Origin of the sequence: Escherichia sp. S10b (genome assembly GCF_028421345.1) — a bacterium.
Taxonomy (GTDB): domain Bacteria; phylum Pseudomonadota; class Gammaproteobacteria; order Enterobacterales; family Enterobacteriaceae; genus ECMA0423.
Map to the genome: position 1 here is coordinate 20,284 of NZ_JAHZSO010000161.1, position 12,882 is coordinate 33,165.

General features: G+C 52.2%; 11 protein-coding genes. All 11 read right to left on the bottom strand.

The window, feature by feature from the left end; genetic code table 11:
• Positions 1–18 precede the first annotated feature (18 nt).
• A complete protein-coding gene (gene yahK, locus FTE26_RS11510; RefSeq protein WP_000692742.1) occupies positions 19–1,068 on the bottom strand; it encodes an NADPH-dependent aldehyde reductase YahK in 1,050 nt (349 codons plus the stop codon).
• Positions 1,069–1,154: 86 nt separating this feature from the next.
• A complete protein-coding gene (locus FTE26_RS11515; RefSeq protein WP_000750340.1) occupies positions 1,155–2,111 on the bottom strand; it encodes an ABC transporter permease in 957 nt (318 codons plus the stop codon).
• Positions 2,108–3,079, bottom strand: a complete 972-nt coding sequence (locus FTE26_RS11520) for an ABC transporter permease (protein ID WP_000818900.1) — start codon at positions 3,077–3,079, stop codon at positions 2,108–2,110. The genes FTE26_RS11515 and FTE26_RS11520 overlap by 4 nt, the downstream gene beginning before the upstream one ends.
• Complete coding sequence (locus FTE26_RS11525; protein WP_000447327.1) at positions 3,072–4,556, bottom strand: sugar ABC transporter ATP-binding protein; 1,485 nt, start codon at positions 4,554–4,556, stop codon at positions 3,072–3,074. Before FTE26_RS11525 ends, FTE26_RS11520 begins: the two co-directional genes overlap by 8 nt.
• 48 nt (positions 4,557–4,604) lie before the next feature.
• Positions 4,605–5,588, bottom strand: coding sequence for an autoinducer 2 ABC transporter substrate-binding protein (locus FTE26_RS11530; RefSeq protein ID WP_001042107.1), 984 nt, complete (start codon positions 5,586–5,588; stop codon positions 4,605–4,607).
• Positions 5,589–5,841: 253 nt separating this feature from the next.
• Complete coding sequence (locus tag FTE26_RS11535) at positions 5,842–6,252, bottom strand: ASCH domain-containing protein (protein WP_001325907.1); 411 nt, start codon at positions 6,250–6,252, stop codon at positions 5,842–5,844.
• A gap of 298 nt (positions 6,253–6,550) precedes the next feature.
• Positions 6,551–7,933 carry an amidohydrolase family protein gene (locus tag FTE26_RS11540; RefSeq protein ID WP_000665131.1) on the bottom strand — a complete coding sequence of 461 codons (1,383 nt, stop codon included), beginning with the start codon at positions 7,931–7,933 and terminating at the stop codon, positions 6,551–6,553.
• A gap of 9 nt (positions 7,934–7,942) precedes the next feature.
• A complete protein-coding gene (locus FTE26_RS11545; protein ID WP_000661649.1) occupies positions 7,943–8,893 on the bottom strand; it encodes a carbamate kinase family protein in 951 nt (316 codons plus the stop codon).
• A gap of 142 nt (positions 8,894–9,035) precedes the next feature.
• The gene (locus FTE26_RS11550; RefSeq protein ID WP_000083455.1) at positions 9,036–10,454 is read right to left on the bottom strand and encodes a DUF1116 domain-containing protein; all 1,419 of its coding nucleotides are present in this window, start codon (positions 10,452–10,454) and stop codon (positions 9,036–9,038) included.
• Positions 10,454–12,001, bottom strand: a complete 1,548-nt coding sequence (fdrA, locus tag FTE26_RS11555) for an acyl-CoA synthetase FdrA (RefSeq protein ID WP_000111784.1) — start codon at positions 11,999–12,001, stop codon at positions 10,454–10,456. Before fdrA ends, FTE26_RS11550 begins: the two co-directional genes overlap by 1 nt.
• Positions 11,991–12,854: a DUF2877 domain-containing protein gene (locus FTE26_RS11560; RefSeq protein WP_001296901.1), complete on the bottom strand. Its 864-nt coding sequence runs from the start codon at positions 12,852–12,854 to the stop codon at positions 11,991–11,993. The genes fdrA and FTE26_RS11560 overlap by 11 nt, the downstream gene beginning before the upstream one ends.
• Between the last annotated feature and the right edge of the window lie 28 nt (positions 12,855–12,882).

Here is a 12,882-nt window from a genome sequence, read left to right on the forward strand (position 1 = left end):
GCGTATTTATTAATTTTTTCAGTCTGTTAGTGTGCGATTATCGATAACAAAACGATATTTCACATCACCACGCAGCATTCGCTCATAGGCTTCATTAATTTGATCGGCCCGAATCATCTCTATATCAGCCACGATGCCATGTTCGGCGCAAAAATCGAGCATCTCCTGAGTTTCTGGAATGCCGCCAATCATAGAACCGGCTATCGCACGGCGTTTCATGATCAGGTTGAAAACTTCCGGCGATTTATGCGGTGTCGCAGGCGCACCAACCAGCGTCATGGTGCCATCACGCTTCAGCAAGGTGGTAAAATCGTCGAGATTATGTGGCGCAGCTACTGTATTCAAAATGAAATCGAAACTCTTCAGATGAGCCGCCATCTCATCGGCATTGCGTGAGTTAACAACTTCATCGGCCCCCAGGGCTTTTGCCGCTTCGCGTTTTGCCTCAGAAGTGGTAAATGCCACCACATGCGCCCCCATCGCGTGGGCCAGCTTGATCCCCATATGTCCCAGACCGCCGATGCCGACCACGCCCACTTTTTTACCCGGCCCGGCCTGCCAGTGACGTAGCGGCGAATACGTGGTGATCCCTGCACACAACAAAGGAGCCACCGCCGCCAGCTGCTCTTGCGGGTGACGAATACGCAGAACATATCGCTCATGAACGACGATCTGTTGTGAGTAGCCGCCCAGAGTATGGCCCGGTTCGTCCGGCGTCGGCGAGTTATAGGTGCCGGTCATGTGATCACAGTAGTTTTCCAGCCCGTCTTCACACTCTTCGCAATGTTTACAACTGTCGACAATGCAGCCGACACCGACCAGATCGCCCGGCGCATGTTTTTCTACCTGATCACCAACGGCTACCACACGCCCCACAATTTCATGACCCGGTACGCAGGGGTAAACCGTCCCCGCCCACTCGGAACGGACCTGGTGGAGATCGGAATGGCAGACGCCACAGTAAGCGATTTCGATTTTGACATCATTCGGTCCCGGTTCACGCCGTGTGATATCCATCGGTTCAAGTGGTTGTTTAGCGGAATATGCACCAACAGCTTTGATCTTCATTGTGTTTACTCCTGATTAGCTATGTGTATTTGGCGACGCCTGATATGTCATCGCGGCAAAACGCGTCCATTGAATATAGCCAATATTTAAACCACCCGATCCAGCCCCAACATGCCGCGAACCTGAATGAAACAGAGCAGCAACGTTCCCCATAAGGCCATCGTCAGGTAGGGGCTTATACCGAGAATATTGAAGCCGCTTTCAATAATTTGCAGAAGAAACAGCGCCAGCACCATACCAATTATCCGCCCGCTGCCGCCGTCCGGATTAACCCCACCGAGTACTGCCGCGAGGATTGACACCAGCAAGTACGATTCGCCATAAGAGGCCTTAGCCGAGTTGAGTTTCGACATCATCAAAAATGCCGCTACCGCACAAAGCAAGGCGGAAATGACATAAACCCAAATCAGCACCCGACGAGTGTTAATGCCGGAGTAAAGTGTTGCTCGTTCGTTAGACCCAATCAGGTAAATGGCTTTACCGAGCGGCGTTTTCTCCAGCAATATCCATAGCCCCAGTGCCACTGCGGCAAACAACCACATCGGTAGCGGAATACCGAACCATTGCGCATGATTCAACCACAGCACCCATGAGGGATAATTGGCAATGGCGCTACCACCTGTCACCAGAATATTTATCCCTTTGAGCAACGTCATCATCCCAAGCGTTGCAAGAATTGGCGACACTCGAATACCAGCAATCAATACGCCGTTACATAAACCGATTATCACCGCCGCGCCAGCGCCCGCCAGTAACGTAGCGACAACCGTAGCAATACCCGGTGGATACTGAGTCGCCACCCACGCCATCACCAGTGAACAGGCGTTAGCAGTGGCTATAATTGACAAGTTAATGCCACCGCAAAGCATGGTCACCGCCATAGCCAACGCCAGAATGCCCAGCACGGGCATTTGCGAAGCGACGGACTGGAAATTACTTATCGACCAGAAAATCTCCGGCATAGTAATGCTGAACGCGGCAACAGTTAGCACCAGCAGGCCGATCAAGTAAAACTCAACGTTATTACGCCACGATTTTTTCATAGCAGACTCCGGTTCTGATGCTGACTCCACGCCGTGGCACTAATGCTGGCAACGATGATGATGCCGGTGATCAATGTTTGCCAGTAAGACGAGACTCCCAATAAATTTAGCCCGTTTTGCATCACTGCCAACAACACCACGCCGAGCAAAGTACCGGTTAACGTGCCGCGCCCGCCGAGCAAACTAGTGCCGCCAAGCACCACCGCAGCCAGTACTGTCAGCTCATAACCCAGAAGAGAATCGGGGGCGACAGTCATCACCGTCCACGACTGCACTACACCCGCAGCGCCAGACATCAATCCCATATAGCCATAGACGAAAAGTTGCAGTTTCAGCACGCTAAAGCCGATGCGACTGGCTGATTCGCGGTTCCCGCCAAGGGCATAAATTTTGCGCCCTACACTGGTGAAATTCATGATAAACGCTGTTAGCAGCACCACCGTAATCATGGCGATCAGCGGCAGACCAAGGCCATAGTCATAGCCATCAGCATCGGTGTACTTGAACAACATAACCCCCTGCTCAAACCACGGCGGAAAGTCGTACAGCCACACACCTTTACTCAACCATAACAGCAGGCCATAGAAAATATTCAGCGTCGAGATAGTGATGATGATAGAAGGCACCCGTAGGCGATTAACCAGTAAGGCGTTAATTAAGCCAAGTAAAATGCCGATGCAGCCCGCCAGTGCAAACGCGACAGCGAAGTTGCCACCAATTTTTTGCAGCAACAGCACCATGCCGTATTGCGCAATGATGGTCATTGCTGGAAACGAAATATCAATTCCACCGGAAATCAACACCACAAACAAACCACAGGCGAGAATAGTCAACATGGCATAGTTATTGGCGAGATCGTACAAATTACCGAATGTCAGAAACTCGTCGCTGCGCCAGGCAAGGCCAACAAACAGCACCACAATCAGTAATGCCAGCCAGAATTCATGGCGTTTTTTCAGTTCAGCCATTTACCACCTCCGCAATCCTGGCCTGAGAACTGCTGTCAGGCAGGAAGCTATGGGTGATCTGACCTTTTTGCATTACCAAAATCCGGTGGCTTTGATACCACGCTTCTTCAATTTCATCGCAGATCATCAATACCGCAATGCCATGAGCCGCCAGATCGCTGATAATGCCGTATATTCCTGCTTTGTTGGCGATATCAACACCGACTGTCGGGCTATCGAGAATCAACAGTCGTGGCCCAATCGCCAGCCATTTGGCGATCGATACTCGCTGCGCGTTACCACCAGAAAGCGTATTCACCGGAAGATGAGGATCAGAGACTTTGATGGTCAATGCCTTGATTAGCCTGTCCACCAGGTCACGAACTTTAGTTTCACTCAGAAAGCCGAAGCGATCTTTTACCTTGTGAAAAACAGTGCTAATGATGTTGTCTTCAATAGATTGCGCCATCACCAAACCGCGCGACATGCGATCTTCCGAAACATAACCAATACCGTGGCGGATAGCGTCCTGGTTACTATGCAGTGTAACCGGCTGGCCGTTGATGAGGATCTCGCCAGCATCCGGTCGGGTCATACCAAACAGACTCAGACATAATTCCGTGCGCCCCGCACCAAGCAGGCCAACAATCGATACCACTTCGCCCGCTTCCACCCGCAAGTTAATATTTAGATATTCCCCATGACGACTTAAATTACGCACCTCAAGCACCGGGGTGCTGGATTTTCCCTGCCACAACTCTCGCACCTGATATTCGAACTCCTGGCCGCTCATCAGGAAACCGAGTTGTTTTGTGGTCATCTCTGCAGCCGGAAAAGTCCCGACCAGCTCACCATCTTTCAGCACTGAAATACGGTCGGAAACTTCCATCACTTCTTCCAGACGATGACTGACGAAGACCACGCAGATCCCGCGTTCACGCAATTGATGCACCACCTGTAATAACCCTTGCACTTCCTGATGGGTCAGCGAAGCGGTTGGTTCATCCATCACGATCAACCGTGCGTCCTGCGCCAGTGCACGGCAAATAGCCACCAGCTGACAGCGGGCAATTGAAAGCTCAGAAACGAGTGTATCCAGTGGCAATGTGACGTTAATACTGGTCATTGCCGCCTGCGCCACCTCACGCAGACGACGGCGGTTAACAAACAGACCGTGGTGATAGTGATTCACGGCGATATTCTCCCAGACACTCAGGTTAGGAAATAAAGAGAGGTCCTGATAAATCACCTGAATCCCCTGCGCCACCGAAGCGGCGGGTGTCAGCTTTGACCAGTTTTTCCCACCAAGCGTAATTTCCGCTCCCTCATCCGGGCGATAAACACCGGACATAATTTTAATCAACGTCGATTTACCACAGCCGTTTTGCCCGGCAAGGCAGTGCACTTCACCCGACATAAAGTCGAGAGAAACATCGCGCAGCGCTCGCGTGGCATGAAACGTTTTGTTGATATGACGAAGGGAAAGGAAAGTTTCCATAACATCCCCTGGCAATAAGAATCGGGGCTTTCGCCCCGAAGAAATGGATTAATAAAGTGAGTCGATATTGTCTTTGTTGACCAGTAATACCTTATGGAAACGGATAATTCGCTTATCCATATCTACGTCGGCCTTACCCAGATTCTGCATTTCTAATCCAGGTTTGATCTCTTCACCCTTCAGCAACGTGCTGGCGACGGCTGCGAGTGCGTAACCTGCAGAGGCCGGATCGTAAGTAATCCCTTCGGTGATATCACCACTTTTAATCAGTGATGCCGCCTGTGAAGGGATCATCATGCCATAGACTGCGACTTTATTTTTCGCCCGTTTCTCTTTCACCGCACGTCCCGCGCCAATCGGACCGTTTGAACCAAAGGAGACAACCGCTTTCAAGTCAGGATAGGTTTTCATCAGGTCCAGTGTGGTACGACGTGAGTCATCCACACTCTCGGCAACCGGCATGCGGCGGGTAACTTCATGCATATCCGGGTAATGCTCTTTCTGGTATTTCACCAGCAAGTCAGCCCATAAGTTATGCTGCGGCACGGTCAAACTACCCACGTAAATCACATAGCCGCCCTTGCCCCCCATGCGTTTCGCCATATGCTCAACATATTCAGCGGCAAATTTTTCGTTATCAATGATTTCAATATCCCAGTTAGCACTTGGCTGACCGGGGGATTCGTTGGTCAGAACCACAATTCCGGCATCTCGCGCTTTTTTGAATACCGGTTCCAGCACGTTGGCATCGTTTGGCACGATAGTAATTGCATTAACCTTACGGGCGATTAAATCCTCAATAATTTTAACTTGTTGCGGAGCATCAGTACTTGAAGGCCCCACCTGTGAGGCATTAACACCAAAGGCTTTACCCGCCTCAACCACACCTTCGCCCATGCGATTAAACCACGGCATACCATCGACTTTAGAAATATTCACCACGACTTTTTCCGCTGCCTGGAGCGGCGCAGAAATTAGCGCAGCGCCTAATAACAGCGAAGACACCATATTGATAACAAAACGTTTATTCATCATTTCAGCCTCATTGCAGGGTAGTCAGGAAGTGTTCGCCCAAATTAGCGCGCTGGAGAGAATAAGAATTTTCGAATATTTTTATGCAGAATAAACAGCCCTATTTCAGGCAGCTATTAAAAATATGGTTATAAATATGGACAAAACGGGCAGCAACAATAAGTGTGACATTCATCACGTAAAAAATAGCAAAATAAACAAAATTAGCGATATTTTATGTGTGTGAGTTTATTTCGCGTAGATAAATAGTTATCTACACAACGTCAATAAGGGCATATTCTTCAAATATAACGTCCATTTCTGGTGAATAGCTTCCTTCTGCCTGGAAAAAACGACGGTGTTCATTACGCCAATATTCAAGACTGAGGTCACCTTCACCTTCCTTACGGGCAAGCTCCACGGTGACATCAGAAAAGCGCAGTAAATGCAGGCCAATCACTCTGATAACACATACAGGCTCACCACGGCTATTTTCTACAATCTTATACTCACCAATCATCGGAAATGCGTTGTCTTCAATACATCCCGCCAGCGAACCACAGGAAGCTGTTTTAACACCAGTCGCAATCAACGTTGCGAGGTGATCGGCCAACGCTGCTGAATCGCCAAAAGTACAAAAGGAAGCATGGGGATATTTTTGTGAGAATTTTTCTTTTATGGTCATGGCAATATTTTTGCGATTACGGAAAAACAAATCACATCTTAATTACTGTTGGTAACCATCAGCAAGAGTATCATTGGTTTTTCGATACTGAATCTTTTTTATCCGAAGCAGGTCACATTTATGGCCTGATAAATACCTTTGTTAAAACTCACTTTTGTGTATTTCTCTCAAATAATCCCCTGGAAATTATGCCGCGAGATTATAAAGTTCAGGATCATTCATTAGCAAACCATTCCCGCCCCACTCCCTGGGGCTTAAATCTCTTACAATTCACCGTTGCAGGCGTTTCAAATGCGCATCAACCTGCCACACTCCCCCACACCAGTTGCCCTTTATGGAACGTTGCGGTTCTCGGCGAGATACGCGCCACCGCCTCGGCGGAACAGGAGGCGTCCACCAGCACAAAGCTGGCATCATCCTGCGCTTTTGGCCATACACGCTCGCCTTTTTCATTCAGCGGCAATACATCGCCAGTGGCTAGAAACAGCGAACGGGAGAGGTTCTGTTCGTTAGGACGAATATAGAGCTGCGCGTAGAGATTGGCTTTTTCCAGCATGTCGCCCAGACCATAAGGCGACCAGTGGTCGATAACGCTGTCAGTGCCAGTCATCACTTTTACGCCTTTGTCGTGCAACTGTTTGAGCGGCATATGCAGCGTGCCAATCGGCACCGTCGAGGCGATAGAAATTTGCTGCGCCGCCATCCGATTCGCCAGCGCATCGACCTGTTGTTCGTTGAGCGTAGCCAGCGCAAAGGCGTGGCTGATGGTCAGCTTACCTTTCAGTTGCGGCGTTTTCTCTACCGTTTCAACCATATAATTGATGGCTGCCACGCCCGACGGAGTGGTTTCGTGCAGGTGAATATCGACACCTTTGTCGTAGTCCAGCGCAATCTGAAACATGGTGTCGAGGGATTTTTCCATCGCGCCATCGACACTGGTCGGGTCCAGCCCGCCGACGTAATGCGCACCCGCCTGCATCGCTTCGCGCATTAAGGGTTCCGATTTCGACAGCAGCAAACCGTGCTGCGGGAAGGCGACGATTTCACACTCGAAGCCCGCCTGACGCCGCGCCAGCACCGCCTGCAAATTTTGCAGATTTTTTAGGCCGGAAACCGGTTCGATATTGCAGTGGCTGCGGGCAATGGTGGTGCCTTTCGACTGCAATAGATCGATCAGTTTTTCCGCCCGCTCCTGCGTATACGGTTGTAACTCCGGCAGCATTTTCTGCTCGAGTTTGATCATGTCCTGGATAGTGGTGCCTGCCGGACGATTGAGCGAGCGCCACGGCCCGCCGTAGAAGGTTTTGTCGAGATGAATATGCATGTCGCGAGTGGTGGGTAGCATCAACTTACCGCCAGCGTCATAGTGCGGCAGCGTGGCGTCCGGATGCTGCTTGTTCTCGCGCAGGGCGACAATTTTGCCGTCCTGAATCTCCACGGTCTGGCGCGCCGTGCGGGTCTGCACCGCCACACCGTTTTCGTAGTCAAAACCGGTTTCCAGCAGCACGTTATCGAGATAGTAATGCGGGTCAGTGATTTTCATGGTGTTGTTCGCTTCGCAGTTTAGGGTGCCAGCTACCGCCGCATGGGCGAGCGGCACAGAGGTACCAAACAGCGCGGCGGCGGTGACCATCTTACCGCTCTGGCTCAGAAATTCACGGCGGCTATTGCTTTCTTTCATCCTACGTCCTTACGTTTTAATAATATGGGTGCCCGTTTCACCGCGCAGCGCCGCAGGCAGGCATTCCGGCGTGGTGATAATCACTTCTTTGCCGCCCTGCTCCAGGAACGTCAGGCTGGCGATGATTTTTGGCAACATGCTGCCGGGCGGAAAATGCCCTTCCTGCATATAGCGAGTCATGGTGGCAATATCCACCCGATCCAGCGCCTGCTGCTGCGGTTTACCAAAGTGGATACAGACTTTTTCGACGCCGGTGGTGATCACCAGAATGTCGGCGTGAATTTCACGGGCCAGCAGCGCGGTAGAGAGATCTTTGTCAATAACCGCGTCCACGCTTTGGTAATCCCCCGCTTCAGTACGCACTACCGGAATTCCACCGCCGCCCGCGCCAATTACGACAAAACCTTGTTGGATCAGCGCCTTAATGGCGGGTGCTTCGACAATACGTTTCGGTTCCGGCGAGGCGACCACGCGGCGATAGCCCCGTCCGGCATCTTCAACAAAACACCAGTCAGGGTTTGCCTTTTGTAGTTTGTCACGCTGGCTTTCACTGAAGAATGCACCAATGGGCTTGGTGGGATGGGCAAAACCTGGATCGTTTTTATCCACTTCCACCTGAGTTACCACGGTGACGGCTTTTTTCTCGCCGTGACGCGCCAGCCGGTTATTCAGCGCCTGTTGGATCAGATAGCCGATGCCGCCCTGCGTATCTGCCACACAGTTCGCCAGCGGCGTTAAGGGCAGCCCTTCGCGCTCGTGGGCAATCTCCGCACGGCGTAAATCCAGCCCGACCTGCGGCCCGTTACCGTGGGTCAGCACAATGTCGTAATCGGAAGCCAGCATTTCCAGCACCGTATCGGCCACGGCTTTCACCGCCTCCGCCTGATGCTCAATCGACTGGCTGGCGTTATCTTTGATAATGCTGTTGCCACCAATGGCAACGACCACAAGCTCTTTCATGTTGTTATGTCCGCTACAGAGGGTGATTAGGTTATGACCAACGCCAGACTGCCTGATGCGCTACGCTTATCAGGCCTACAATTCTCGGGCCATCCGTAGGCCGGATAAGGCGTTCACACCGCATCCGGCATAAACATGTAAGTCAGACGCCGTAACGTTCGCACCAGCCGAGAATGGCTTTCTCGAAGCAGGCGAATGGTGGATGCACAATGCCCGCGCCAATCATGCCGACGCCCGCATCTTTATGGGCGATGGCGGTGTTGATCACCGGCAGAATGCCGCTGCTACCCACGCGGGTGATGTCGATTGCCGACGGCACGCCCATAAAACCGAGCAGCGGAATGGTGACGTTGGGGTTTTCGCCAAGGGTGATTTCGCGCATCTGACGGGAGAAATCGATAGCCTCTTCCACCGTGCCGCCCACCAGTGCGACGATTGCAGGCGCGGTCGCCATGGCAAACCCGCCAATACCGTAGGTTTCTGTGATGGCGCTGTCGCCGATATCCAGCCCCGAATCTTCCGGCTTATAACCAGCAAACATCGGGCCGATGACCTGCTGCGCTGGGCCGGTAAACCACTGCCCCGGCAGGCCGCTGACCCGCAGGCCGAACTCGACGCCGTTACGCGCCATGGTGGTGACCACGGTGCTGTATTCGATGCCGTGCGCCGCATCCATCGCCGCTTTACACATCGCCATCCACGTCGGGCCGGAGAAGTAGTCGCTGCTGGCGACAAACTCGAACACTTCGCGCTGTTGCTCGACGGAATAGCCTGCCTGAATGATCCCCGGCGTCAGTGCCTGAATCAGCAGCGTCGTCCCGGCGTTATTGCGGTTATGGCACTCATCGCCCATATGCAGCGCCTGCGCCAGCATTAAGCGCAGATCGATCTCACCGATAATTTTCATCGCGTCGCGCAGCATTGGCCCCTGCACATCGCGCATCCAGTTGAGGCGGTCGATCACGCTCTGATCGTTGGCACCCATACGCAAAATCTTCGCCATCTGCTCGCTCATATTGGTATAAGCGATGTTGCCGTAGGTTTTGTTTTTCACGATGTGCATAAACATCGAGGCCGAGGTAACGCCCGCCATCGATCCCACGCAGTCGTGTTCGTGGCACGGCGAGAAGGTGATCTCCCCGGAGGCCGCCAGTTCAGTCGCCTCATCGAGATCTTTCGCCAGCCCTTCGAACACCAACGCCCCGGTGACCGCGCCTTTCATCGCGCCGCACATTTTTTCCCAGGTGATCGGCGGCCCGGCGTGAAGAATGGTTTTCGGCGTCATGCCCGGCACCACGTTAATCGCCTGATCAAAACCAATCAGCACCGGATGCGACTGGATAATGCGCTCCAGCGCCTGCTGGTTAGCGGCGGCGATTTTGTCTGCCAGCGGCGAATCGGCAATGTTATCCAGCGCCTGCACCACCTGCATATTGCCCTGCCCCGGCGGCGTCCAGTCGAGTTGAGTCACTTCTACATGCTGCTTTTTCAGGTCATCGCTAAACATGGCGATACCGACGTTAATAACGTTCAACGGTTGGCTAAACAGTGACTGGCTCATCAGGCTTCCTCCCCTTTGCAGATAAATTCACGCGCCAGCAATCCGGTATTGGTGCTGCTGCTCGCCAGAATCACTCCGGCATCAAGCAGCATCTGGCTTTGTTGTTCTAATGATGGCGTATCGAGATCGGTGCCCAGCACATAGGCGAGAATGATCAACTCGCGTCCTTCGGCGGCGGCGATCGCTTTCGCTTCTTTGATCGCCTCGATGGTGGAGCCGACCGGATCTTCATGCGATCCAAATCCGAGCACAAAATCCATCACGATCACCGCCACTTCTGGATCGCGCGCTTCTTCGATCAAGCGACTGATGCGGTTGGTGGGGTCAATCATTGGATGCGGCTTGCCGTTGGTGAAGTCGTCATCGCCAAAGTCGAGGAAGGTGTGTTTGATGCTGCGGTTGATATCTTGCAGGCGGAATTCAGGATCGGGCTGAATGTTGCTGTAGACATCGCCATGTTTTTCCATCACCGCGAACATGGTTTCGTCGCACAGCGTGCCGCCGCAGAACAGGCCACGAATGTATTTCTGCTGCGGTTGCAGACGCGCACGCACATCAGCAATCAACGGCTGGTTAAGCGTATGCAGGTCGAGATTTTCCTGTTTCACGCCGGAGAGCATCACCGCTTTTAGCGCCGCCTCTTTGCTGCCGCGGGCAAACTGTAGCCCCTGCTCATCCACCGGCGTTTCAACGCGACCGAGGAAGCAGACCACCACCGGCTTGCGGCAGGCACGTGCGCGTTCCAGCACTTTGCGGGCCACCGCAGGCGCGGGAGGTTTTGAAATCAGTGCGATAATTTCAGTTTGCGGATCGTTTTCCAGCATCCCGATGGCGTCGAGCATCATCAGGCCGCCGATTTTCTCGCTCAGGTCGCGCCCGCCGGTGCCAATCAGTTGTGAAACACCGCCACCAAATTCATGAATGCGGACGCTCAGCTCCTGGCTGCCGGTGCCGGATGCGCCAACAATACCGATATTGCCGCGACGCACGGCGTTACCAAAACAGAGCGCCGCGCCGTTAATAATCGCCGTGCCGCAGTCCGGCCCCATCATCAGCAGCCCTTTTTCGTGGGCCAACTGCTTGAGCGCCAGTTCATCTTCAACTGAGACGTTATCGGAAAACAGCATCACGTTAAGGTCGTTTTGCAGCGCCTGACGCGCTTCGCGAGCGGCAAACAGACCGTTAACCGAAATCACCGCCAGGTTACTTTCCGGGATATGCTTTTTGGCGCTGGCAATAGTGGCGTAACGCGCCTCGTGCGAGCCGCTTTGCGCTTTGCTGTTGAACAGTTCTTCAATCTCCACCAGCAACTGTTCGTTGTCCGCGCCCGCTTTGCCGTTGATGACAATCATCAGGTCGCCGTTTTTCGCCTGTTCCAGCTCCGGCGTCAGCAGTCCTAAATTTTTCAGTACACCTTTGTTCATTTCGGTCGCCATCGCCACAAATGCCTGCTCGACGCCGTCGAGTTTATTTGCACGCGTGGAGATAGACATCAGCGAGACAGAATCAAAATAGGTATTCGGTTTAATGACTATTTTAACTGACATAATTCCCTCCGTAGGTTTGGCTCAGCGCACAACCATCGGCCATGCCATACAGCATGTCGCAGCCGGAACTGGAGCCAATATGTTTAATTTTTTCTATTGCCTGAGTTGCGTTCCCAGGGATGTCATAAATAATGTTGTGAATAAAACGATGAATATTTTCCCGGCAACGTTGTTGTAATGCGGCTTCCAGCGTTATAGCACTTAATAATGTGGTGTTATTTCTGCCGCGCTGCATACCGAGATAAAATTCCTCTTTGTATTTTTCCGACGGATGCCCGGGAATAAATAAAATAAGCGCCAGACCTGTTAAATAATCGTCGGCTGATGGCGTAAGGCCAATCCCTAACCCAATCATACTGGCGACCGCTGCGGCGATATTTTGTTTTTCGTTTACTGCCTGAATAACTGCCCGTCGTTTAATATGTAGTTCTTTATTTAACGCCTGATAAAACGGATTATCGCCGCGATAATTAAACAGGGTTTCATTTTCCCCCAGGTGCTGATGAATAATGTCGTGCCACTGTAGCCAGGCGATAAGGTGAAAATTCACAGCGGTCATTTGCAAGGTTGGGGACAGCCAACGCCGACAACGACTCATCTCTATATGAAGATGTTGACCAACCGTAATACCTTGATCGTCAAACTGAACCTTATCACCATGCCGGAACAGATCATCAAAGTGAGTGAGTGCCAACCGACAACTGTTTGGCGCATTGTCGTACTCTTCACAAAGCAGCGTCAGCAACTGCTGGCGAGCCGGGAGTGCGATATTTACCGCTCTGGCAAAGACCTGTTCAACCTGTCCTTGCCCCCGCTGCGCCAGAAAATCCGCATCCGCAGTTAGCGCCCACACACACCGTCTTTCTGGTGTGTTGATAGCA

What these genes read in the sequence shown, in the direction of transcription:
- yahK (WP_000692742.1), bottom strand. Translation starts at nt 1,068, where the DNA reads ATGAAGATCAAAGCTGTTGGTGCATATTCCGCTAAACAACCACTTGAA.
- FTE26_RS11535 (WP_001325907.1), bottom strand. Translation starts at nt 6,252, where the DNA reads ATGACCATAAAAGAAAAATTCTCACAAAAATATCCCCATGCTTCCTTT.
- FTE26_RS11550 (WP_000083455.1), bottom strand. Translation starts at nt 10,454, where the DNA reads ATGAGCCAGTCACTGTTTAGCCAACCGTTGAACGTTATTAACGTCGGT.
- FTE26_RS11545 (WP_000661649.1), bottom strand. Translation starts at nt 8,893, where the DNA reads ATGAAAGAGCTTGTGGTCGTTGCCATTGGTGGCAACAGCATTATCAAA.
- FTE26_RS11530 (WP_001042107.1), bottom strand. Translation starts at nt 5,588, where the DNA reads ATGAATAAACGTTTTGTTATCAATATGGTGTCTTCGCTGTTATTAGGC.
- FTE26_RS11515 (WP_000750340.1), bottom strand. Translation starts at nt 2,111, where the DNA reads ATGAAAAAATCGTGGCGTAATAACGTTGAGTTTTACTTGATCGGCCTG.
- FTE26_RS11525 (WP_000447327.1), bottom strand. Translation starts at nt 4,556, where the DNA reads ATGGAAACTTTCCTTTCCCTTCGTCATATCAACAAAACGTTTCATGCC.
- fdrA (WP_000111784.1), bottom strand. Translation starts at nt 12,001, where the DNA reads ATGTCAGTTAAAATAGTCATTAAACCGAATACCTATTTTGATTCTGTC.
- FTE26_RS11540 (WP_000665131.1), bottom strand. Translation starts at nt 7,933, where the DNA reads ATGAAAGAAAGCAATAGCCGCCGTGAATTTCTGAGCCAGAGCGGTAAG.
- FTE26_RS11520 (WP_000818900.1), bottom strand. Translation starts at nt 3,079, where the DNA reads ATGGCTGAACTGAAAAAACGCCATGAATTCTGGCTGGCATTACTGATT.